Consider the following 22,013-nt stretch of genomic DNA (forward strand, 5'->3'; position numbering starts at 1 on the left):
CGCCATGCAGGCGAGGGCAAAACCCGCCGCGCTCCCGCTCAGGGCCAGGCGGTCATTGCTGCGGCCAGCACTGGGACCTCGGCCACGGGCACCTGCCACACGTGTAACAAGCCAGCCTCACCATCATATGCAGGGCGATCCGAGGTGAAAACCAGCGTCTTTCCATCAGGGGTGATGCGCCCTGCAAACTCCGAATAATCAGAATTGACCGTGTGTCCGAGCATTCGCGGCGTGGTCCATGATCCATTTTCAAACGTGGAGACATGCAGATTGGCAGGTGCCGTGCTGCCGCGCTCGCTTGTAGTGAGCAGCATCAGGCGGCCACCGGGTGCGACCCACGCGCCGTCATTCTCGCCATCATTGTTGATCGGGGCGGGCAGAATTTCCGGCCTTAGAAAGCCGCCGGCCCCATCCGAGCGAGCAACATAGATGTCGCGCAGCCCCGCTCCGTCGAGCCGCTCCGTCCAAAAATACAGATCGCGATCGCGGGTTACGACCGGCGCGGTTTCGTTGTTCACGAAACGGGTTTTGCGAATGGAGCCGCCGCGGATGCGGTTGATGTCGGGTTCGTCAATAGCCTCGGGCACCGTGAGCGGATCGGTAAGGTCGAGTTTGAACAGATCGAAATCTTCGTAGACGTCTTCGCCGGCGTGGCGATCCCGCTGCGCTGCCCATGAAAAATACAGGGTGCTGCCGTCCGGCGATACGCTGGGCCAATCCACCCGCGCCTTTTGCGGGAGTTTGACAGCCTGGGGCTGCGACCAGCCTGTCTTGGTGCGGCTTGATCGCATGAGCAGTTGCGGGCAATTCCAGATGCGTTCGCAATCGGCCTGGGCAAAATAGATCGTGTTCCCGTCGTGGGAGAAGGCCGGGGAAAGTGTGATGCGGCCTGACTGGCGCAAATCCTCATATGCGAACAGGGATGCGCCCTGCGCCGAGACTTGCCCAGAGGCCTGCCCTGAGACCTGAGCTGCGCCTTCGGGGGTGGAGGGGCCATCGCCCTCAGCGGTGCCCATCAGGCCAAGCGAGACCAAGAGGCTGAAGAAAAATTGTGTGAACGGGGTCATGTGATCGGTGAACCTTGTAATATGTCGTGATCCCGCCTTAGCTTCTAACAGGGCCGATCAGCCGATTGCGCGCGATCTTGTTCATCGACTAGATGATTTCGATCATTTAAGCAGGCCATATGACCGAAAACGATCATTCCGCGATTGATGCCACCGACCGCCGTATCCTCATTGAAATTCAACGCGACCTTCGCCGGCCTCCGGAAGACATCGCGGATGCGGCTGGTATCTCGGTATCAAGCTACCGCCGCCGGTTGAAGCGACTGCGCGCATCGGGCGTGATCGAACGTGAGGTTGCTCTGGTCAATCCGGGCCGTGTTGGCATCGAAGTGATCGTCATGGTCAGTTTGAACGAGGAACGCGGCGCAGAATATGACCGGCTTAAACGGGCATACCGCGCCTCACCAGAAGTGACGCAATGCTACAGCGTGACAGGCTGCGGACCTAATATTGCACGTGCACATGCCCGATATGGCGGGTTTCGAAACCTGGATCGAGGCAAATATTATCGAGGATTCTGCGGTGAAACGGTGCACCAGCCACGTGGTCTATTCGCGGGTGAAGTTCGACACGGCAGTCATGTTTTAGGGCAGCGGAGTAAGTGACGGTCCATTCGCGCCTGACCCGGTTGTCGGTCTGATTGAGCGAGCAAAACAATCAGGTCAATCCTTACCAACAGACACCTGAAAAACATGCTTGTGAGGCCATATCCGGGGCACGGCGAAGAATGTCTGCGCCACCGTATTAGAGTGGCATTCGAAAGCTTTCTGCTCCCCCTGGGCCTGCCAGTCGGAACAGGCAGGTCCGTCGCGGCTTATTAGGTTGGCGATGAGGTCCACAGCGGGAGAAAGACGATCGAACACTTAGCTGAAAATTTTTGGAATATCCGCGGGGTTTTCAAAATCGCGCACACGCTCAATATCGGCACGCAGATGTCATTGGTGCGCAGGCCGAGTGGCGCTTTCGTTATGCTTGATTCGTATCAACTGGACGATGCAGACCGCAGCGATTTGATGGCATTGACCAACCAAGGTGCGCAGATTGAGGCGATCCTGAACGTGCATCCATTTCATACAGTTGACTGCGAATTTCTCAGCGAATTGCTTCCTGACGCCCGATTGATTGGAACACGCCGTCATCATCAAGAGCTGAGCCATCTGAAATGGGATCCAAATCTGATCGAAGAGCAAGCTACCCAGCAGCAATTTGCAGACTGTCTCGATTTTTCCATCCCTGACGGGGTCGAGTTTGTGTGTGACGATGAGAGTATTCACGTGAGCTCGGTTTTGGTCCGGCACGGGGAAAGTGGCATCGTCCATGTTGATGACACGCTGATGTATCTCGATTTGCCGACGCTATTAGAAAAGTTCGGCGCAGGACCGAAGCTGCGATTCCATCCCAAACTTGCCGATGCCTTGCAGAAACGACCCGGTGCTGCCGACGATTTCATAGCGTGGGCGCGCCGCCTTGCTCTGGAATGGAAAGATACCCAAACCATTTGCGCTGCTCATAAAGGGATCTTGCATTTGCAAGATTCAACCTTCGGCCAAGCCATTGAGAAGGCGTTGGACCATTCTTCCAGCGTGCTCGAAAATCACCGTGAGACGTATGGATGAATGCGGACACTGCCGCGTCTTGCGCATTCACATAAAAACCGAAATTGTTCAAAAGATTAGCTTATGATTGCCCACGTGATTGCGACGAAGTTTTAGAGTGGCCGGCGATTTGCATTGCGATGTCGCTGTAATTGGCGCTGGCACGGCTGGATTGGCCGCCGAACGGGCTGCACGTTCGAGCGGTGCGACGACTTTGTTGATCGACCCTGAGTATGCAGGGACGATGTGTGCGACCGTTGGCTGCATGCCTTCAAAACTGCTGATTGCAGCAGCGCACGCAGCCCATGCCGCCAATTCCACAGAGATGTTTGGCATAAAGGTCGATAGCATCAGAATTGATGGCGCTGCAGTGATGCGGCGTGTGCGCAAGGAGCGCGATCGCTTCGCCCGGCTGACGCGCGAAGGGATAGAAGATATACCTGAAGCCGTGCGCATAACCGGCCGTGCCCGGTTTGCTGGCGCGAGCACATTGATGCTGGACGATGGCCGCACGATTGAGGCTCGGTCCGTGGTGATCGCAACAGGCTCTACGCCGTTTGTCCCTTCGGAATTCGCGGGATTGGGCCGCCGAATCCTCACCAACCAAACCATCTTTGAACTTGAAAACCTTCCTGATCGGCTTGCAGTGATTGGTGCGGGTGCAATTGGCCTGGAGCTTTCGCAGGCCATGGCGCGGCTTGGTGTTGCGGTGACGCTGTTCGACAATGGCCACCGCCTCGGCGCGATCCGCTGCGACAAAGTCCACTCAGCCCTGCGGGAAATCGTCGCGAAAGATGTCGAACTCAAAATGGGGACGACGCTCGATGCGAAGGCGAACGATAATTCAGTCACGCTCGAATGGAGCGGGGATTCAACCGGCGAGGCCGATTTCGACTACGTTCTTGTCACCACCGGCCGGCCGCCCAATCTGGAAAGTCTCGACCTTGGCCAGACTCGACTTGAGCTAGGCGATGATGGCGTTCCGCTTCATGACAGGGAAACGATGCGCTGCGGCGACAGCCCCGTTTTTCTTGCCGGCGACGCCGCCGATGATCTGCCACTGCTTCACGAAGCGTCGCATGACGGCACGATCGCCGGACGCAATGCCGCTGCGTATCCCGCTACGATTTCAGTCGATCGGTTTGTGCCGTTCAGTCTGACTTTTACCAGTCCACCGGTTTCCCGGATCGGACAATCGGAAGAAGACGGCGTGATTACCGGCACTGCCAGTTTCAGCGATCAGGGACGAGCGCGAGTAGAGGGTAAAAACGAGGGGGTGCTCACACTTTATGCAAAAGCTCCCGACGGCCGCCTGATCGGAGCTGACCTGTGTACGCCAGCGAGTGAGCATCTGGCCCACATGCTGGCATGGGCCATTCAGCAAGGGCAGACAGCTTCGCAATTGCTAGAAATGCCATTCTATCACCCGACAATGGAAGAAGGGCTAAAGCAAGCTCTGCGAACAATATGTGCAGCCACCCCGATTGAACTGCCTGATAATCAGGATCGCGGCGATCCCTCCGGAACCTGAGAGCCGAAGCAGAGGTCGCTGGATGTGAGCAAGGCCTCGAGCAGTCCAGGAACGAATTAGAGACTGATGGTTCAAGCTATACCCGAACCGTTAGGATCGACCGTGCCGCAGAGTGCTATATCGATACACTGACTATTCGGGGGCCACAATCGAAGCTGAAGGCCAAAGCAACAATATTGGCGATGTGTTTGAGGAATATAACCTTGAGCGAAATCAGCTGTTCGTCGGCATCGGCGTGGGATTTTTAAGGTTGCAAGTCTTAGTATAAGAAGGGGCCTCTCGAATTACCGAGGGGCCTTTTTTATATTTGAGGGGCACGATTGCAGGCATGTCATTTGATAGAAGCGATGATTGCGTGGCGATGAGCTTGGAATTCCACCGGGTCAGCTTGGCAAAATTGATAAGTCAGCAGCCGACTAGCCGGGGCTCGAAGTGGGCCGAGAGCGGAACGTTTCTTCTTTGCTGAAAGATAGCAGGAACCCGACATGCTCCTTGCGGCTCCTTTGTCAGCTCTCGCTTATATCGTTGGTTGAGGTCTCGTTTTTCAGGTGAAGGTTCCGCGTTTCTATCTCTGAAGCTGTCCGATTTCCGGGCGAGGTTTGAGCTGGCAGGACTTCTGATTTGCTCTGATTACTTTGCAAATGTCAAAAGCCGATCCTTATGTTTGTTTACGCTTCGCCCCCACATTCACCCCACAAAGTGTGACGGACATTGTGAGGGCACTAGGAGCAAAATAAGAACACGAGATCCCATTGCAAGTCCGAAAAACCTCCGAATTCTCCGGCTTTCAAGGACTTTCTGGGATCTCTTGGGATGGTATAGGTGGCGGAGACGGAGGCCTTATAACAACCTAACGTAATGATTTGATTAGATTTCAGAACTCCAAAACTGCCGCTCTCGTTCCCACATTTTTGACCACGCACATTCTGAAACTGCCAATTTCCAGTAGTGAAACAGTGCTCCAAATAGGTCACTCTTGTCCAGTGTTTTCCGGTTTTGTCTATGGTTGACCGAGATTGCAGGAAAGCGCTGACGGCGATCGGATCGCGGTACGGAATGATCCGCCCTCAAGAAAGGTCCCGGCCATCCTATCTACCGACCAAAGTTCTTTTGGGCGCGCATGGCTTAAGCCATGGCGCCTGCCCTCTGGCGAGGATGGGAGGGGGAGGGAAAACCGCAAATCGATGCTCTGGCGCGGGCCAGCGGGCGTCAGCCCGCCACCCGGGGGCGTCTATTTGCGGTTTCGGGAACGAGAGGGCGAAGCCTTTGGCGTTCCCGCGCAAGGATCGCGTCAGCGATCCGCACAAACAACGGCACCCTTGCACGGCGCGAAGCCGCCGGACGTCCTGCGCGCGGGCCTGTGGGCCAGCGGGCGTCCGGCAATGAGAGAGACAAGAGTGCCTGCGGGTCAGCACAAGAACGCCGCGCCCTCAGGAGCGCGTCCACCACAAACTCCCGCTCGATACCAAAATGCTCCTGATCGTCACCCGAATGGGCCGGGACTACGGGCCCGGTCCGCGCAGCGGATAGAGCAGGTCGCCCGCAAGGGCAGCGCTATAATTCGAATGAAATGACGGGATACAAATAACAAATCCTGGGCCTGATGGGGTCTGTCCGCTTTGAATGTATGAACGCTACGAAGCGGACTTTCCGCTAACGACCCAATTGCGGACATTCACGCCATTCGCCATATTTGAAATATGAAGTGTCGAATGCATCCGGTCGTAAACATCATCTGCCATGGTGTGCAAAGGCCTCAAGGAAGATGGAAAAGGCCGCTTCTCGCTGTGCTATCGCTTCCGATTATTGCCTTCGGTGCGGTCTTAGTGTTCGCCAGTATCGCCGAGAAATTGTGGGTGTTGATGCTAGGGTTGCCGGTTCTCACGTATGGCTTGTTGGCCTTCATGGTCGCTATCTTGGGTTGCGATGAATGCGTCGCGAAAATTTATGGCGATTGGAAGCATGGCTGGCCCTAGGCCATCGACCAAATACATATTTCTGAGTCCATGGCTGCGGCGTTGATCAAGGTCGCGGCCAATTTCCCAATAGCGTGCAGCGAAGTCCGCTTCCCACCCCCATTTGCTGACTATTGGCAATCACTTACCGCTAAATGAAAGCGGACTGGCAGCTATCTGGCCTTGCCAGACAAAAGCGGCTGGCCGCTTGCGACCCAAATACGGTCAATATCGAGCATCGCGCATAGGCGGCAGAGCTGACAGTAGGCAATTGCGCTGGATTGCACATTGCGGTGCAATCTCGACATGTTAGGCTCACCCCCTAGTTGATGAAGGAGAAGAAGGTGCGCTCAGGAGGATGCCGCTGCGGACAAATACGATTTGCGGTGCGTGGAGAACCGCTAGGAGGAGTGGCATGCCATTGCCGCGACTGTCAGTATATGTCTGGTGGCGCAGCAAACCTGACTTGGGTTTTCCAACGATCAGATTTTCAAATCGAGCAGGGAACCCCCCGTTGTTTTAAGGCAAAGCAATCCAGCGGTGGCACGTTCTTCTGTCCCGAATGCGGCGTCCAGATGTATTCCAAGCCGGACAGCAATGAAGCGCTGATTGCTATAAAGGTTGGGGCTTTGGATGATGCGACCGGCTTTGCTGTCGATGCTGATATGTGGATGTCCTCTGCGCCCTCGTGGCATTCGCCGCACATTAATGCTGCCCAGTTTGAAAAGAACATTCCGGTTGAAGAGTAATCGCTGCGACGCGTTCGGCGTGATATGAAAATGTTAGTTGTCAAAGTGTCCGCTCTTAAAACCAGACCGACCGCTTACACCCCCAATCTCGGTCATTGATCAGTGGCTCGAGTTGGGCCGGGAAGAGACCGTCCGGTCATAGCTCACGAAATGAGGAAAGCTGCCCTTCTAGCCATCAGCTTGCAAAAACAGCTTTGGCCAAATGGCCAGCGTCAATAGTCTGAAGGCAGGCCGGCAGCGTTCCAAGAATCAAACTCTTTGATGACGATCGCAAAGTCGCGCTTTTCCTTCGGGCCGCCTTTGTGGACGATACCGACGACCTCATCATTGGAGTTGATCACCGGACCGCCAGACATACCCTGGATGAACTTGAAGTTCACTTCGAGAAGATTGATCAAACTCTTCACAGTCGTGGAGCTGACCGTTCCTTCGCGGAAATTGACCTTGTCAGCTGGACTGAAGTCGGGATAGCCGATCGCGACAATGGGATCGCCGGTCACGGCGGCTGTAGCACTCTTGCTCAGCTCGTAAAAATCGGTTGCGGGAATTGTATGCGTCAGTATCGCTAGGTCGCGGTGCTTTGAATAGTGCGCTACCGAGACCTTGAACTTATTCGATGGCCGCGATGGGTGATGAACGATCGCGTCCTTGACCCCAGCAACGCAATGCGCCGCTGTAACTAATCCGACACCCGCGAGAAAGAAGACGCTGCCCTGCGCGTATTTGTCCATGTCGTTGAGGTGATGCTCAATCACCCAAACAGATCTGTCCAGTCGTTCGTGACGGGTCGGTTGGACTTTGATAGCTTGCTTTGGGAAGGCGGTGTTGAACCGGAGAGCGAGTGCGCGATAAACGGGATCAGCAAGACCTTTCACATTGCCAAGCCACGCAATCTTTCCTTCAAGATGAGAACTGATGTCAGCCTTCCCACCAAAGTCGGCGGCATAGCGAGCTTGAGCAGCAACTGCATCTTTCTCCACTGCGTAAAGTGCCGCGCGAATATTGCGGACGAACCGCCGGTCAACGTTCAGTCCCTCGTTGACCTTTAGCCCGGTCACTACGCGCCTTGAGTGGCGGTCTGCGTAGTGAATTTTCTCGGGGTTGAGCGCGAAACCGTTACTGACAAATGCCGCCTGGACCGCAGCTGACAAAATCTCAGGGGCAACGCGGCCCGTCGTCGGCAATGTACCGTCGAACAGTGCGGTGAGCGGACGTAAGCTCGACAGGCTGATATCATCCGCATAGCGCGTGTAGATACACTTTGCGTCCTTCGCGAGTTTGAGCAACGCCCGGTCGAGCCGAAAGCATACCATGTTGGAGAGAACCGGGCTCGCGGGACCACCTTGCGGCAGGTGGCCGCGGTAGCAGCAGATACGTGCGATCGTTTCCGCCGCATCGCGCGGGACGCCAATTGCGTGGAGAACTCCGAAAACCCTGCGCTCAGTTATCGAACTAAAGAAGTCCTTTATATCGAGATTGAGGATAAAGCGCTGCTTCAGATGAGAAGTCGCGTTCGATTTCACCGATTTACCCTGGACGTAGCCATGGACCGGATTGCGAATCGGGTATAGCTGGTCGAGCAGCTTAGCGATCTGCCGCTGGAGGAACTTTAGACGCCGATCGGGAGCGGTGATGAGCCTCGGCCTGCCGCTCTTCTTAGCAACATTGAAGCACTGATACATTTTCTCCCTGTGATACCAAATCTTCTTCAATTCAGGTTGGGAGACGCCGAGATAGGAGAGAAGCGCCGTCTTGCTCGAAAGCTCTGTAGGTATTGGCACGTGGATTGGAGCGGGGATGCCGAAGCTTAGCCAGCCGTTAGTCACGAGGTCTCCCTTCCAATCACGCCACGGTCAATCATCAATCGTCATGGCGCGCACGACATATCTAGACATTTGCTCTTACGCCGCAGTTGCTACAGCGCGTATGCGAGGGGAGACCTCGTCCGGATTGAATATCAAGAAACCTGTCTCCCTGCTAGTGCTTTGATTAGATTTACTAAGACTGCGAACACATAGTCCGAATCGCTCCACCCAAGTCCATCTTTGGTTGGACAACAAGCAATAAGGCGTACTCTGGGCGTGGGTAGCGTCTTGTGGTTGCCGACATCCACGTGCCAGTTTTAATACTCGCTGCGATAATCGGAGGTCAGTCCCATCTGATCGGCGAGGTCATCTAGTACTGCGATCGTCGTTTTGAGCAACAGCCTCATGCGGTCCGCGTCATTCCAATAAGCGCTGCCGTGCTTGCCGCCGTGGAACAGATTGTTACGCACGGTTTGGGCTAGGCGAACGACGCGTTCAAGATCGCTTGCGTTAGGATTGAAGCCCACGTCGCGAAAATCGAGATTGGACTCGGTCACGACCTGTCGTTGGGGGTTCGCCGCGATAAGCGCCTCGCCAGCTGTTCCAATTCGGTAGTGGTCCTTGCAGTCGTTGATGAAACGGGTCCAGCCGGGCTCGGCATTTGCCCCTGGCTCGAGATTCTTCAGAATGCGTGCCTCTTTCAAAGCAAATTCGAAGCGCGAGAACCAGAAGAAAAAGTCGTATACGAGTGGTCGCAGATTGTCCGGAATTTCATCGTGTCGCATCAGAACGGTATGTCATCGCTGAGCTCGTCCCAGCTTGATGTCACCGCCGGGAGTGCGCCACCGGGCAAAGGCAGACTATTGACCACAAACAGATTTAGAATGTCATCACGGTCCATGAACATCACCTGCGACCGCTTACTGGCATCAAGCTTGTTACCGATCCAGTTACGCGCTTGTTTAGTAATCTCTCCGCCCGCGACGATGAATGCGTGATCAACCAGCACCCGCCGGCTGAGCTCTGGATCGAAGATTTCGTGCCCTAGCATCATCGCCACCTGATTGTGGATCTCTGCGACATTACGGGTGCTCATTCCTGAAGAGTCTAGCTTCCCCTTCTTCGCTTGTATGCCAAAATAGAGGACGTGGAGGGTCGGTAGCGTATACTTCATCCACACGTCTTTACCATATTCCAGTGCTTTGTCCTTGTGCCCGGCTGCAGTAATGCGGTGGAAGCCGAGCTGGCGAAAGAGCGGCAGCAGAACTTCTTCGATCAATTCATCTTCTGAGCATTTGCCGAGATAGGCGAGCAATTGGTCGCGACGCTCGATCTCGGATTGCGTGAAGGGGCGATGGGGATTGGCTATCTGCCCGATTGTGTTGGTTGCGATATGCCGGAGTTGCGCGAGGCCATTCTCATCGTAGAACGCAGCCCAGCCTTCACGCGCCAGCACGATGTTGAGCGCGGCTAGCGCCTTGGCGCGATCGATATCATCACCCTCGGCTTCGCTTTTGTCGAGCAAGCGGCGTAGAATGCGCATGAAAGCGTCCGGCATCACTGATGGTGTAGGGCGCGGCATTGCGAGCACTTCTTCGATCCGCTCTGCCGCCCAAACTGGGCGCGTCTCGCCGGTGTGGACGAATTCCAGCTCACAGTCCTCGAAGAATTCGGTGATGTATTTGCTTGACCGGTACGGGAAATACTCGGCGTCTCCGACAACCATGCGGGCAAATTCACGAAGGTTGCGCGGTTTCCATTTCATAGATTGTGGATATACAGGCCCCGCCATTGCTTCAAGCAGTGTCGCTTGGCGAACGACCGCTTTTAGGTTTGTCGAGACTGCGGCCCAATGACAGCCATTAGGGCGCAAAGCTGACGTGCGATGATGTGCGCGAAGCCGCCTATCATCGCTGCGAAAGTGCGACCACGATACTTGCGGCAATAACATCTTCAGCGCGGCTGCGTCGTTCCGGCACGTTCGAGACCAGCTGTCGCTTGTTGTTCTCCGGAAGTTTGACGATGGCAGCTAGGATGATGGCGTGCGTAATATCGGGGTGCATCGTCAGGTCTCTCCGATCGCGGCCCGTGGCGTGAGGGTCTCTCGCCTGCGTTCAACCAGACCCTTGAGGCTTTCGGTGAGCACAAGGGTTGAACTCCCCAGCTTAATGATCTCGATCTCACTTTTGGAGATCAGCACGTAAAGCGTGCTGCGACCGATCCCGAGATAGCGACAGGCTTCCGGAACGCGCAGCGCAATCGGCTCGATGGCGAGGCTCTGGTTCTGATCTTTGACGGGCTGAGTGGCTGCTGACGCCATGGCGGTCGGTCCTTTCATCGTTCGGGTGATGGCGGACCGACCTGGGGCTGGAGTAGGGGGAGCAGACCAGCCCGCCATCAATCACGATTATCGCTCGACAGAACCCGATTTCGCCACATGACGTTTGTGCGCTGGAGCCGCCTTTTCTGCGATGTCGCCACGATGGTCACAGACAGTCGGCCCGATCGGACAATCAGGTGTGTGCTTGCATGCTTATGGACAGACGGATGGGAACGTTCGAGAAGGACGAAAGGGTTTCAACGCAGGACCGCCGTCGCATTCTACATTGAAAACAAAAGCAATTTTCGCGACACCGCCAGCTTAGGATAGTGGGAGCCGTCGCATATTGCTCAATAAAACCAACCACGTACCGCCCGACCGACGGCGGTGCTTTTATCTCGCCCTCCTTTCCTCCCTTCAAAATTCCCCAGATACTGCCGCCATTTTGAGAATCGCGATCTCGGCACTCAAGACGACCATGACAGGCGCGCAAAACGTGCAACAATTCTTGCAACCAGACTGCAACGCAACTGCAGCGTTCTTGCAGCCACGCTGCGGCACTGTCACACGTGGTGCGATGGAGAGGGATCACAGAGCTGTCGTTGACGCCGCAATTGAGCGCGCACCGCGCTGGATCAAGCTCGACCTTGCGGCAAAGGATGATGCGACCCGGCAGCGCGCCGAGGACGCGCTTGCTATGATCATCGCAAAGGCAATCGAGGGCGAGCGCAGCCTGTGATTGAGCGTGCGGCCAGACGCGCCCAATGCGCGTTCTAGCCTGGCCCGCTTGCGTCGCTCTTTAGCTTTTCAAGCCGCTCCGAACATATCTTGTGCACAACGCGACCTAGCTCTTCGACTTGTTCTACTAGCCACTCGATCTCGTCCTGAGAAACGCGATAGTGTTTTGAATAGCGAGCCTTGACGTACGCCTCTTTGAGCTTCTCGAACATCGCCCGGTCCTTCCTCGTGTCGCGCGGCCAAACATACGTCAGACGCGGATCGATGCGCTCGGCTTGGGTACGCAAGAAGCCGAGATTGTGCACATGGGGCGTGTAGAATGTGCAGACCAGCAATACACAGTGGTACAGACTCTCGGAGGTTTGATGCAGGAGAAATGCTGCTCTTTTGTAACGACCTTTGCCGATAAGGTGAGCAGCGCTATCAGCGAAATCAGTGGCGCTTGGGATCCACTCGTCGAAATACTCCTGCGCCATAGCGATCGCCTGCTCGGGTGTCTTTGGCTTCGGCGTGTGCAGTTCGGTGTCGTCGGACTGGTAAAGCGCAACGCCGTCCTGCTTGACGTCCATAAAGAAATAGCGACCGTGGGCCAGCCCGTCGTTCACCTCCTGCAGTGTGTGAACGATGAAATTGACCGGCGTCTTGAGCGTTTTTGTGACCCCGTACTCGCGCATGAGCCGGTCATCGAGCTTCGACCAGTATTTGATGCGATCCGTGAGGCGGCTGTCGTTGACGATTAGAAGCAGATCGTAATCGGACTGGTAGCCTTTGGCCGTATGCGGCTCGTCGACCCAAGTGCCGCGCGCATAGCTGCCGTAGAGAATGACCTTCAGGATGCGCCCGGCCTTCTTCCAGTCGTGCTTGGCCAGCGCAAAGGCGTCGTCGAACTCTTCAAAGATCAGCTGCACCACACGCTCTAATTCGCGCTGTTTTTGCGGTGGCAAATGATCGAGATCGGTCTTCATCGCTTAGACTCTAGCAAGCAGTTGGAAAGCTTGCACCTGCCAAGTGCCGAAGCGCGCGGCGACGTCGCACCCCAAAGCGCTGAGGAGCCGCGCGCTGGTGGTTGGCGTTAGCAACAATCCGACAGGATTGTTTGTTAGCATAGTTAAGGGGCCATATTGTCCAACAATACCAGATGGTTGAAGGTGGTTTAGGTTCCCGATAGTCCGAGCTTTCGGTTCCTGATCGTCCGAATCCAGCGGTTCCCGATAGTCCGAAAAGTCCACAGCTTTATCCACAGGGTTAGCCATCCCCATTTCTGGGGAGGGGGCTTGAACTGCGGAGCTGGTAGGTTTGTGCTGGCGGGTTTCGAACCGCCAGTGTTGCTGCTGATTACGCATCTCTGTTTCACCCGCCCGTGCAGCAGTAAGCCGCCCAGTCGTCCATCAGCAGCCGACGCTTCTCCAAGAGATTGCCGCGCCGGTAGGCCGCTTCGGTCTTGTCCTTAACCGCGTGCGCCAGCGCTGCCTCGGCCACATCGCTCTGATGGTTGGTTTCTTCGCTCGCCCAATCTCTGAAAGCCGAGCGGAACCCGTGAACCGTGCAGGTCTCCTTCATATCGCGCAGCAGCTTTGTGAGCGTCATGTCCGACATCGGCTTACGCATCCGCGCGCCGGGAAAGACCAGCGGCAGGCCGTGGATGCGCAGTTCGGTGCAACGCTCGATGATCCGCACCGCGCGGGGGCACAGCGGCACCACATGCTCGCGGCGCGCTTTCATCCGCTCCTCGGGGATCGTCCAGAGCTTTGCTTCAAGGTCGAACTCGTCGAACACCGCATGGCGGACCTCGCCGGATCGCGCAGCAGTCAAAATAGTAAACTCCAGCGCCAGTCTGCTGTAGCTCTCGCGCTCACGTAGGCGCGGGATGAACGCTGATACCTTGGAATACTGCATCGCGGCATAGTGGCCGTCCTTCTTGGGCTGGCGCGGCAGACCCTTGCTGATCGCCCGCATCGGCGCTTCGCTATCGCGGTAGCCCGAGGCATAGGCCCAATCGAGCACAGTGCCGATCCGTTGGCGCACGCGGCGCGCGGTTTCTGGCTTGGAAAGCCAGATCTCCGCTAGCACGTTTCTAATCATCGGTCCGGTGATGTCATTGACCTGGACATTGCCCAGATGCGGGAAGGCATGAACCTCCAGCGTTCTGATCCATTGCTTTTCATGCTTCTCATTGCGCCAAGTGCTGCGGTGCTGTGCCAGCACTTTAGCGGTGGCCTCGCGAAAGGTCGGGATGCCCTGCGCCTTCCGCCGTTCGAACAGCGGATCGAGGCCAAGCTCAACCCATGTCCGAATCTCTCGTGCCCTTTCGCGGGCAATCGCCAAAGACACCTTTGATGCGCTTCCAAGGCCAAAATCACGGCGATTGCCGTGTTTCTGGACCCTGACCATCCAGCTTTTGGAGCCAGATGGCTTCACGACAAGATACAGACCGTCGCCATCGCCGAGTTTGCCGGGCCTTGTTGCGGCCTTCACCGCTGTTGCTGAAAGCTTTCCCATAACCGCCCAAATCTCCCACATTTATTCCCACAAATCCAATCGGATACCGGCGGATTGGCAAGGACAGGTGAGGACCCGAATCACCTCGTAAACCTAGAGAATCACTAGGCTTTCTCGGTCATCGGTGGAAAATTGGGAACAAGGTGGTGGCGGAGACGGAGGTGGCAAGTAGGCTGATGCAACGGCTTGTGGTTTAACGGAAATGCGAGGCGTTTCGAGGGCTATTTACCACAATTGTTCCCCGACTTCGCTAAACCGCGATTTGGGCCTCTGACTTTGAGTAACTTTAGACTCAGTGTCACGAATTTTTCGAAACGTTTAATATGTCCCGTGCGGGAAAGCGCACTTTTCAAAGTCGCCTTTTGAATGGTAAATGTCCCTTTCGGGAAAAATATCTTGAATTTGATCGACTATCTGCATAGATTTCCCGATCGGGAAAGGAAGTGCTCATGCTCGATGTTGCCGCTATCGGCCAAATCATTCGCGAAGAACGCAAAGAGCTTGGTCTGCGCCAGGACGAGTTGGCTGCTGCAAGCGGCGTCGGCTTGCGCTTCCTCGTTGAACTGGAGCGAGGGAAGGTAACCGTCCAGATGGGCAAGGTGCTCGATGTTCTCGCCGCACTTGGTTGTGAATTGCAAATCAAGCGGCCTGACGGGATCGTGATAGCGGGTCGAGCGGTCGCGCCCAAGAAGGATGAGGCGGAGTGACGCTGCCAATTCTGGATACGCTGGTGGTCTGGTGGGACGAGCGCAAGGCAGGCGAGCTCTTGATCGACAAAGGTGGCGCGATGCATTTCGCCTATTCTTCGGGCTGGCTGGCTGACGAAAAGGCCCCTGCACTTTCCCACGCAATGCCCAAGCAGGAAGGGCCATTTGGGGACCATGCCTGCAAGGCTGTCTTTGGCGGACTGCTACCCGAGGAAAGCCAGCGTACGGCTATCGCTCGCGCGCTTGGAGTTTCGCCCGACAATCCGTTTCGGCTGCTTGAGGCCTTGGGCGGAGATGTTGCCGGTGCTCTAGCCTTCCTGCCCAAAGATGCAAAACCGGTCCAAGAACACTCCGAGACCGCTCCAGAACCATTCCAAGAGAACGAGTTGGCGGCACTGCTCGATCGGTTGCCTGCTGTGCCCATGCTGGCAGGTGAGGGCGGCGCGCGGCTCAGCCTTGCAGGAGCACAGAGCAAACTGCCCGTGGTGGTCACCGCAGATGGAGGCATTGCCATCCCTCGTCTAGGCGAGCCATCCACGCATCTAATCAAGCCTGAACCCGATCGCTTTGTCGGATTGGCTGCAAATGAGGCCTTCTGCCTCGCACTGGCGCGCGCCGTGGGCATTGATGCTGCCAATGCAGAGTGGCGAGAGGTGGCGGGCAAGCCGTTGCTGCTGGTCGAACGCTATGACCGGATGTGGATCGAGGGAAAAACGAAACGCCTGCATCAGGAAGACTTTGCTCAGGCACTTAGCGTCCCCTCAAACCGCAAATACGCGGCGGAGGGCGGGCCGACTTTCCGCGATAGCTTCGCGCTGTTGCGCACCGCTGCGACGCGGCCAGCGCGCGAGGTACTAAAGCTGGCCGACGCCGCGATCTTTAATCTCATCATCGGCAACGCCGATGCCCACGCTAAGAACTACAGTCTGCTGCGCCGCGAGAGCGGTGAAGTGGTGCTTGCCCCGCTTTACGATCTTGTTGCCACGCATATGTGGCAAGAGCTCTCCCCCAAGCTCGCAATGCGCTTTGGCCGCGCGGCGACACTCGAAGAATTTGACAGAAAAAGTGTGGCGAGGTTCGCGGAGGAGGCAGGGCTAGGTGCCCCGTACATTCGCCGCCGGGTAACTGACCTTGCCGAAACGGTGACGGAAGAAATTGAGAAGGGCATCGAGGTGCCCGGCATTCCACCTGAGGATGCTGTTGTGCCAATTGCCGAAGCATTATCGGCCCGCGCCAGCGTTGCTGCACTGAAGCTTTTGGAAGCGTGAGTGTTAGAATTGATTGCACCAAACCAACCGTTGATCATCACAATGGGCAAGATCGATGGCAGATTTCGTCAATTGCATTCTTGCTAAATACTTCTTTATCAAGTCAAACGAGCACAAAATCAGATCGCAGGGGCAATCATGACAACCTCATTTCAGACTAATCCTTACAAGCTCAGCGATCTCATGCGTGAATGCGATGAGGGCAAACTCCAGCTGCCAGATTTCCAGAGGGGCTGGGTCTGGGATCAGGATCGCATCACAGATCTCTTGGCGTCAATTTCTGAGGGCTTCCCTGTGGGGGCGCTCATGACTTTGGATGCATCGGGCGAAGTTTCGTTTGCGGTACGTCCGGTAGAAGGAGCGCCGTCACCGGCCAAAGAGATCGAGGCCTACTTACTCGACGGTCAGCAGCGTATGACCTCACTTTACCAGTCGACCTATACAACTGTCCCTGTCTCCACACAGACGGTCAAAAAACGACCAATCAAATTGCACTTCTACTTCGATATTCGCGCGGCGCTGTACCCGGATATCCCGCGTAGTGAAGCCATCGTGCCCGTTCCCGAAGATCGGATCATTCGGGAAAACTTTGGCCGGGATATTAAGCTTGACCTCTCCACCGAGGAAAACGAGTTCGAACACCTTCATTTTCCGATCGACCGCATGTTCGGCGCTCAGGATTGGCAGACAAATGCGATTGACTGGATTTACAAAGAGCTAGACCAGCGGAGCGAACACCTGAAGCTGATCAATGCTTTCATGCAAGGCGTGGTCAGAACTTTCGACCAGTATCAGGTGCCGGTGATCAAGCTGGGCAAAGACACGAGCAGAGCGGCGGTCTGCCTCGTCTTCGAGAAGGTGAATACCGGCGGGAAACCGCTCGACGCATTCGAGCTAGTGACCGCCATGTATGCGGCAGAGGAATTCCATCTCCGCGACGACTGGAAGGAACGCCGCAAGCGATTGGTTTCGACTCAACCAGTGCTGGATAAGATCGAGCCCGTCGAGTTTCTCCAGGCAATCTCCTTGCTTCATACTAAGGAAGTGCGCGAGACAACCATCGCAGCAGGCAAAGAGCCGCCTGAGAATGACCGCCGCGTCGCAATCGAATGCGATGGCGACCGATATCACGGGCCTGATCGTTGGGCCTCCGACATGAACCGGCAGCGCATCTTGGAAAGGGCTGGTTGGACAGTCTGGAGATGCTTCGCATCACGATTCGTCAGGGATCAAAGACAGGTGATGGAGGAACTGGTCGGGTTCCTATCCGAGCGTGGTATCCAGCCAGTTGGCGGTTCAGATGAGTGGACCAGTCGACATGTAGAACTAAGAGCTTGGCGTTCCTCCGACTCGGCTGAGGATGACGCGCAAGACGAAGTCGATCTTCCTACTGAACCTGTTGAGAATTGTGAGGGCCAAGCAGACCATTCGAGCGATGAACTTGCTACCGTTGTGCCTTCTGACGATGAGGAGAAGGACTCCGCTCGGGTTACTGAAGCTCAGGTTCAAGAGCAGATCTTGCAGTTGATGTCAGATGGACAAGTCTGGAGTAATTCCCAGTTGAAGGAAGCGTTGCCTGATCACCTTCCGCTCTCGTCAGCAGACCGCGCAACTGCGGCTTTCAGGCCGCATGAGGAGAAGTGGGAGGAGCTTGTAAACAACGCGCTCTCTCCATCCCGGAGCAACTCTTTGCATTCGCGCGGTTTGGTCGAAAGTCGAGGCAGGGGGCTGCACCAGCTTACATCCTCCTGCGGTAAAGATGAGACGCACATTTCGAGTGATCAATCACGGCAACCGCATGAAACGGTTTATCGTTTGCCTCCTCACGAGGTGGGCCAAGAGTACCAATTTTCCGAACTTTCAGTGCCTGAAGGTGATGGCGATCTGCTTTATGAAGATGCATATCAGCGACGTCTCGAAACAATCGTCGAGGAGGTCATCGAACGTGAGGGGCCCGTCTATCTCGACCTTGTCGTCGAACGGGTCGCCCGTGCGCATGGGAAGCAAAAGGCGGGACGGATAATCCAGGAGAGAGTTGTTTCAGCGATCCCAACCGAATTAAGTCGGTCGCATGACGGAGATCGCCTTGTCCTTTTCCCCAAGCATTCGATCCCTGAGATGATCGTACCCTTGCGGCCCTCACGATCCGACTGGAGATCGCATCGGGACATCCCGTTGATCGAGTTAGCGAGCTTAGCGCTGCCCGGAATCCGATCGAAGAAACCAGCCGAAGACGTACTCGCGCATTACTCCAAAGCTTTCAAACTGGCGCGGCTTCGCCAGCCGACAAGAGTTAGATTCGAAGAGGCCATTGCGATTGCACGATCGGCAGTCGAGGCCGAGGATTAGTGCCACCCAGATTGTAGGGATCCTTCGCCGCGTGAGAGCGGGGGTTCTTTTGGAAGTGGCTGGAAAACCCTATCAGAACGAACCGGCGAAATGACTGGTTACGTGGGGGAATATAGGAAATTGGAGGGCACACCGTACGCCGCCATGCGGCAGAAAGATATTGTTGAGCAATAGGTTACTCGAAGTTGCCCCTCTAGAATGAGGAGCAAATCAATGCAAGCAAATGGCTATCTGTTACCAGCGAATGAAGCCCCGAATCATCATTCCTCAATCCGATCCGGTGAAGGGCGTGGGAGTGGTGCAAAGGCAAAGCCATCCAATAGGGTTCGGCTCAACGGTAACATCGCCCGGCGCAAGCCCGGGAAGCGAATTCGGGAATATTGGGATATCGACCTGCCGGGCTTTGGCCTGCGAGTAAATCCCGGCGGCAGGCGGACGTGGTTTGTCCTGTTCCGCCAGCGCGGCAAGCTGCGGCGTGTGTCGCTCGGAACTTCCAAGGATATTACTCCTGTTACGGCCCGCCGTCTCGCGCGGGCGAAACTGGCGGAGGTGGCGCTGGACGGTCTGCCAACGCGCAAGAAGGCCCGAGCTGCGCAGAAGAGCGACGCGCCCTTGCTGCGCGACTACGCCGAACGCTTCTGGGCTGATTATGCGCGACACTGGAAACCATCGACCCGAAAGCGCAACGAGAGCGCCATCTTCAAGGAAATCCTCGGCGCGTTCGGCGACCGGCGGATCGACGATCTGGCCAAAGGCGACATCCTGTTCTGGCGCGACAGCTTTGCAGAGCGCCCCGGCGTGTTCAATCGCACGCTGCCGGTGTTCTCGGTGATGATGGGCTATGCCGAGCGCCTTGGCCTGCGCCCTCGCGGCTCCAACCCCTGCAAGGGCACGCCGCGATATAAGCGCAAGCCCATGGAGCGTTTTCTTGATAGCCATGAATATGCGCGGCTGGCCACTGCGCTGCGAGCCTATGAGGTCGAGCAGCCGCTCTATGTCGCTGCGATCCGCTTGCTGATCTTCACCGGCGCGCGATGCGGAGAGATCGAGCAACTTCGCTGGGAATGGGTTCAGGAACCACGTCTGATGCTGCCGGACAGCAAGACTGGCGCGAAGATCATCTATCTCAACCGGCAAGCCGTGGATGTGATCGCGGGCCTCCCAAACCGGACACCGAGCGGCCTGCTGTTCCCCTCGGTCCGCAATCCTGAGAAGCCGATCAAGCTCAGCATGCATTGGCCGAAAATCCGCAACCGTGCGGCCCTGCCAGATGTCCGACTTCACGACCTGCGCCACAGTTTCGCATCGGTTGCGATCCGCGACAACATCTCGCTGATGGTGATCGGCAAGCTGCTGGGCCATGCACTGGCAGAAACGACGACCAGATATGCGCATCTTTCCGACGATATCGTCGCCGATGCGGCGGAACGCGTATCCGGCTCCATCGCCAAGCTGATCGGAGTCGGACTATGAACGCGCTGACCCTAAGAGGTATCGTTGCTGAGGAACTGGGTAGCCTCAAACTCCACGTGGTCGGCAAGCGTGCTGGACTTGGCGAGCTGCGCAAGACGTGCTGGACTCGCGAGCTACCCGGCTTTGGTGCCCGGCATTACGCCAGCGGGCGCAAGGTCTATATCGTCCAGGCACGGATGGAGGGGCGCACCCGCACAGTGACAATCGGCAACGCCAAGGTGCTGAGCCGTGTGCAGGCAATGGATGTTGCGCGCCGCGTGCTGCTCCGCGCCCAGACTGGCGAGAACCCGGCAGAGGAGCGCAAGCGGCGGCGCAAGGTTCCGTCCTACCGCGACTTCCTCAAGACCTATTGGGACCGCGTGTCGCCCAAATGGAAGCCATCCACGCTCTACACCCACCGCTATTACAAGCGGAAATACCTCGACCGGGCCTTCGAAGGCCTGTTCCTCGACGAGATCGAGGAAAGCCATGTGCAGGAATGGTTCAACCGGATCACCAACACCGGTGGCCCGGGCGCTGCCAACCGTTGCGGCGAAATCCTGCGCGCCATGTTCAACAAGGCAGAGGAATGGGGCGTGCGGCCCGAAGGCTCAAATCCCTGTCTCTATATCCGCAAGAACAAGGGGCGGAAGTGCGAGCGCTTCCTGTCCGATAAGGAGTTTAGGCGGATAGGTGAAGTGCTTGACCGGCATCGCAAGGCCTTCCCGCTGCATTGCGCTGCGATCAGCCTGCTTATCCTGACCGGATGCCGCAAGTCTGAGATTACCTGCCTCAAATGGAGCGAAGTACGGGGGCGGCGCTTGCTGCTGACCGACAGCAAGACCGGACCGCGGACGGTCTGGCTTGCCGAAGCGGCAGCAACCATCCTCCACGCCCTGCCACGCCGGGAGAAGCAGCGATATGTGTTCTGGAACCCGGCCACCCAGCGTCCGATTACCGATATCGGCAATCTGTGGAGCAAGCTGCGCGATGCGGCTGGCCTTCCTGGCGTCCGAATTCATGATCTGCGGCACAGCTTTGCCAGCCATGCCGCTGCCCATTCGGAAACCCTGCCGATGATCGGCAAGCTGCTTGGCCATGCAGATGTGCGCACGACCACCCGCTATGCCCACCTTGACGATGGGCATGTGATCGAGGCAGCGCAGCGCATCGGCGACCGGATCGAGCAAAACATGAGCGGCTCATATTCATTGAGCCGTAACACTAAGTATGATAGTGGGCCGTTGCTGCATGGCTGAGAACCCGCGCATCCGCATCTACGCCAACCGCTGGTTCGCCAAGTTTGCGGCAAAGGAAAAGATCAGCGATGCCTCGCTTGCTGATGCCGTGCATCGGGCCGAATCCGGCCTGATCGATGCCGACCTGGGCAGCGGCCTCATCAAGCAGCGCATCGCGCGCCAGGGCGGAGGCAAATCGGGCGGCTATCGCTCGATCCTGATCTTCCGCTCGGGCGAGCGGGCGATATTCGTGTTTGGCTTCGCCAAGAGCGACAAGGCGAACCTGAGTGCGGCGGAACTGAAGGTCTATCGCAAGGCGGCCAGCATCATGCTGGAACTGCGCGAGGACCAGATTGAAACGGAAGTTGAAGCGGGCCGAATGGTCGAGGTGAACGACGATGAGCAAGGCTAAGGCAAAGACCTACAAGAGCGAGGCGATGGCTGCCGTCCACGAAATGATGGAAGGCCTCCACGACGCGGGCAACATCGACAAGCGCACCATGCGCGAGTTCGATGAAGCCTGCCTTGCACCTGCGCCCGTCCTGTCGCCCGACGAAATCAAGGCCATCCGCGAGGCCGAGCATGTCTCGCAGCCTGTGTTTGCGCGCTATCTCAACGTGTCCAAGAATCTGGTGTCAGACTGGGAACGCGGTGCGAAGAAGCCGGGAGGTCCGGCCCTTCGGCTGCTGTCGATCATCCAGCGCAGTGGGCTGGATGCGGTGGCTTAGCCTCGGACCAAG

At 56.7% G+C, this 22,013-nt stretch carries 20 protein-coding genes; 12 read left to right on the forward strand and 8 right to left on the reverse strand.

What is annotated here, in order from left to right:
• Nucleotides 1-38 precede the first annotated feature (38 nt).
• Nucleotides 39-1,067 (reverse strand): hypothetical protein, encoded by a 1,029-nt coding sequence (locus ACGHU1_RS14810; protein WP_390588182.1) that lies wholly within the window; start codon nucleotides 1,065-1,067, stop codon nucleotides 39-41.
• Between the two features lie 119 nt (nucleotides 1,068-1,186).
• On the opposite strand from ACGHU1_RS14810, the gene ACGHU1_RS14815 reads away from it, so the two are divergent.
• From ACGHU1_RS14815 to ACGHU1_RS14830, 4 genes are all read left to right on the forward strand, one after another.
• Complete coding sequence (locus ACGHU1_RS14815) at nucleotides 1,187-1,672, forward strand: Lrp/AsnC family transcriptional regulator (RefSeq protein ID WP_390588184.1); 486 nt, start codon at nucleotides 1,187-1,189, stop codon at nucleotides 1,670-1,672.
• 363 nt (nucleotides 1,673-2,035) lie between these two features.
• On the forward strand, nucleotides 2,036-2,683 hold the full coding sequence (locus tag ACGHU1_RS14820; RefSeq protein ID WP_390588186.1) for a hypothetical protein: 648 nt from the start codon (nucleotides 2,036-2,038) through the stop codon (nucleotides 2,681-2,683).
• Between the two features lie 97 nt (nucleotides 2,684-2,780).
• A complete protein-coding gene (locus tag ACGHU1_RS14825; protein WP_390588188.1) occupies nucleotides 2,781-4,193 on the forward strand; it encodes a dihydrolipoyl dehydrogenase in 1,413 nt (470 codons plus the stop codon).
• 2,284 nt (nucleotides 4,194-6,477) lie between these two features.
• Nucleotides 6,478-6,897 carry a GFA family protein gene (locus tag ACGHU1_RS14830; protein ID WP_390588190.1) on the forward strand — a complete coding sequence of 140 codons (420 nt, stop codon included), beginning with the start codon at nucleotides 6,478-6,480 and terminating at the stop codon, nucleotides 6,895-6,897.
• 212 nt (nucleotides 6,898-7,109) lie between these two features.
• Here the strand turns inward: ACGHU1_RS14830 and ACGHU1_RS14835 are convergent, their stop codons facing one another.
• From ACGHU1_RS14835 to ACGHU1_RS14855, 5 genes are all read right to left on the reverse strand, one after another.
• On the reverse strand, nucleotides 7,110-8,723 hold the full coding sequence (locus ACGHU1_RS14835) for a reverse transcriptase domain-containing protein (RefSeq protein ID WP_390588191.1): 1,614 nt from the start codon (nucleotides 8,721-8,723) through the stop codon (nucleotides 7,110-7,112).
• Between the two features lie 296 nt (nucleotides 8,724-9,019).
• Nucleotides 9,020-9,487, reverse strand: coding sequence for a hypothetical protein (locus tag ACGHU1_RS14840; RefSeq protein WP_390588193.1), 468 nt, complete (start codon nucleotides 9,485-9,487; stop codon nucleotides 9,020-9,022).
• Nucleotides 9,487-10,575 carry a hypothetical protein gene (locus tag ACGHU1_RS14845; RefSeq protein ID WP_390588194.1) on the reverse strand — a complete coding sequence of 363 codons (1,089 nt, stop codon included), beginning with the start codon at nucleotides 10,573-10,575 and terminating at the stop codon, nucleotides 9,487-9,489. The genes ACGHU1_RS14840 and ACGHU1_RS14845 overlap by 1 nt, the downstream gene beginning before the upstream one ends.
• A gap of 34 nt (nucleotides 10,576-10,609) precedes the next feature.
• On the reverse strand, nucleotides 10,610-10,765 hold the full coding sequence (locus ACGHU1_RS14850) for a hypothetical protein (protein WP_390588196.1): 156 nt from the start codon (nucleotides 10,763-10,765) through the stop codon (nucleotides 10,610-10,612).
• 2 nt (nucleotides 10,766-10,767) lie between these two features.
• Nucleotides 10,768-11,022 (reverse strand): helix-turn-helix domain-containing protein, encoded by a 255-nt coding sequence (locus ACGHU1_RS14855; RefSeq protein WP_390588198.1) that lies wholly within the window; start codon nucleotides 11,020-11,022, stop codon nucleotides 10,768-10,770.
• Nucleotides 11,023-11,599: 577 nt separating this feature from the next.
• On the opposite strand from ACGHU1_RS14855, the gene ACGHU1_RS14860 reads away from it, so the two are divergent.
• Entirely contained in the window at nucleotides 11,600-11,761 is a 162-nt protein-coding gene (locus tag ACGHU1_RS14860; protein ID WP_390588200.1) for a DUF6771 family protein, read from the forward strand.
• A gap of 34 nt (nucleotides 11,762-11,795) precedes the next feature.
• Here ACGHU1_RS14860 and ACGHU1_RS14865 read toward each other — a convergent pair whose 3' ends face one another.
• Together ACGHU1_RS14865 and ACGHU1_RS14870 are read right to left on the reverse strand one after the other, a co-directional pair.
• The gene (locus ACGHU1_RS14865; protein ID WP_390588202.1) at nucleotides 11,796-12,725 is read right to left on the reverse strand and encodes a HEPN domain-containing protein; all 930 of its coding nucleotides are present in this window, start codon (nucleotides 12,723-12,725) and stop codon (nucleotides 11,796-11,798) included.
• Between the two features lie 385 nt (nucleotides 12,726-13,110).
• Nucleotides 13,111-14,259 (reverse strand): tyrosine-type recombinase/integrase, encoded by a 1,149-nt coding sequence (locus ACGHU1_RS14870; RefSeq protein WP_390588204.1) that lies wholly within the window; start codon nucleotides 14,257-14,259, stop codon nucleotides 13,111-13,113.
• Nucleotides 14,260-14,708: 449 nt separating this feature from the next.
• Here ACGHU1_RS14870 and ACGHU1_RS14875 point away from each other — a divergent pair, with 449 nt between their 5' ends.
• The 7 genes from ACGHU1_RS14875 (at nucleotide 14,709) to ACGHU1_RS14905 (ending at nucleotide 22,001) form a co-directional block, all read left to right on the forward strand.
• Entirely contained in the window at nucleotides 14,709-14,966 is a 258-nt protein-coding gene (locus tag ACGHU1_RS14875; RefSeq protein WP_390588206.1) for a type II toxin-antitoxin system Y4mF family antitoxin, read from the forward strand.
• Complete coding sequence (locus ACGHU1_RS14880) at nucleotides 14,963-16,234, forward strand: type II toxin-antitoxin system HipA family toxin (RefSeq protein WP_390588208.1); 1,272 nt, start codon at nucleotides 14,963-14,965, stop codon at nucleotides 16,232-16,234. Before ACGHU1_RS14875 ends, ACGHU1_RS14880 begins: the two co-directional genes overlap by 4 nt.
• A 138-nt stretch (nucleotides 16,235-16,372) precedes the next feature.
• On the forward strand, nucleotides 16,373-18,583 hold the full coding sequence (locus tag ACGHU1_RS14885; protein ID WP_390588210.1) for a DUF3320 domain-containing protein: 2,211 nt from the start codon (nucleotides 16,373-16,375) through the stop codon (nucleotides 18,581-18,583).
• A gap of 213 nt (nucleotides 18,584-18,796) precedes the next feature.
• Nucleotides 18,797-20,056 (forward strand): tyrosine-type recombinase/integrase, encoded by a 1,260-nt coding sequence (locus tag ACGHU1_RS14890; RefSeq protein WP_390588212.1) that lies wholly within the window; start codon nucleotides 18,797-18,799, stop codon nucleotides 20,054-20,056.
• The gene (locus ACGHU1_RS14895) at nucleotides 20,053-21,294 is read left to right on the forward strand and encodes a tyrosine-type recombinase/integrase (protein ID WP_390588214.1); all 1,242 of its coding nucleotides are present in this window, start codon (nucleotides 20,053-20,055) and stop codon (nucleotides 21,292-21,294) included. Before ACGHU1_RS14890 ends, ACGHU1_RS14895 begins: the two co-directional genes overlap by 4 nt.
• A complete protein-coding gene (locus ACGHU1_RS14900; protein ID WP_390588216.1) occupies nucleotides 21,287-21,685 on the forward strand; it encodes a type II toxin-antitoxin system RelE/ParE family toxin in 399 nt (132 codons plus the stop codon). Before ACGHU1_RS14895 ends, ACGHU1_RS14900 begins: the two co-directional genes overlap by 8 nt.
• The gene (locus ACGHU1_RS14905; RefSeq protein ID WP_390588218.1) at nucleotides 21,672-22,001 is read left to right on the forward strand and encodes a helix-turn-helix domain-containing protein; all 330 of its coding nucleotides are present in this window, start codon (nucleotides 21,672-21,674) and stop codon (nucleotides 21,999-22,001) included. Before ACGHU1_RS14900 ends, ACGHU1_RS14905 begins: the two co-directional genes overlap by 14 nt.
• The last annotated feature ends 12 nt before the right edge of the window (nucleotides 22,002-22,013 follow it).

The sequence above is a fragment of the Erythrobacter sp. MTPC3 genome, from assembly GCF_042854385.1.
Classification (GTDB): Bacteria; Pseudomonadota; Alphaproteobacteria; order Sphingomonadales; family Sphingomonadaceae; genus Erythrobacter.

Coding starts and splice junctions, on each gene's coding strand:
- ACGHU1_RS14905 (WP_390588218.1), top strand. CDS start 21,672: ATGAGCAAGGCTAAGGCAAAGACCTACAAGAGCGAGGCGATGGCTGCC.
- ACGHU1_RS14840 (WP_390588193.1), bottom strand. CDS start 9,487: ATGCGACACGATGAAATTCCGGACAATCTGCGACCACTCGTATACGAC.
- ACGHU1_RS14870 (WP_390588204.1), bottom strand. CDS start 14,259: ATGGGAAAGCTTTCAGCAACAGCGGTGAAGGCCGCAACAAGGCCCGGC.
- ACGHU1_RS14865 (WP_390588202.1), bottom strand. CDS start 12,725: ATGAAGACCGATCTCGATCATTTGCCACCGCAAAAACAGCGCGAATTA.
- ACGHU1_RS14900 (WP_390588216.1), top strand. CDS start 21,287: ATGGCTGAGAACCCGCGCATCCGCATCTACGCCAACCGCTGGTTCGCC.
- ACGHU1_RS14875 (WP_390588206.1), top strand. CDS start 14,709: ATGCTCGATGTTGCCGCTATCGGCCAAATCATTCGCGAAGAACGCAAA.
- ACGHU1_RS14850 (WP_390588196.1), bottom strand. CDS start 10,765: ATGCACCCCGATATTACGCACGCCATCATCCTAGCTGCCATCGTCAAA.
- ACGHU1_RS14830 (WP_390588190.1), top strand. CDS start 6,478: ATGAAGGAGAAGAAGGTGCGCTCAGGAGGATGCCGCTGCGGACAAATA.
- ACGHU1_RS14820 (WP_390588186.1), top strand. CDS start 2,036: ATGCTTGATTCGTATCAACTGGACGATGCAGACCGCAGCGATTTGATG.
- ACGHU1_RS14815 (WP_390588184.1), top strand. CDS start 1,187: ATGACCGAAAACGATCATTCCGCGATTGATGCCACCGACCGCCGTATC.
- ACGHU1_RS14810 (WP_390588182.1), bottom strand. CDS start 1,067: ATGACCCCGTTCACACAATTTTTCTTCAGCCTCTTGGTCTCGCTTGGC.
- ACGHU1_RS14860 (WP_390588200.1), top strand. CDS start 11,600: ATGGAGAGGGATCACAGAGCTGTCGTTGACGCCGCAATTGAGCGCGCA.
- ACGHU1_RS14895 (WP_390588214.1), top strand. CDS start 20,053: ATGAACGCGCTGACCCTAAGAGGTATCGTTGCTGAGGAACTGGGTAGC.
- ACGHU1_RS14885 (WP_390588210.1), top strand. CDS start 16,373: ATGACAACCTCATTTCAGACTAATCCTTACAAGCTCAGCGATCTCATG.
- ACGHU1_RS14855 (WP_390588198.1), bottom strand. CDS start 11,022: ATGGCGTCAGCAGCCACTCAGCCCGTCAAAGATCAGAACCAGAGCCTC.
- ACGHU1_RS14890 (WP_390588212.1), top strand. CDS start 18,797: ATGCAAGCAAATGGCTATCTGTTACCAGCGAATGAAGCCCCGAATCAT.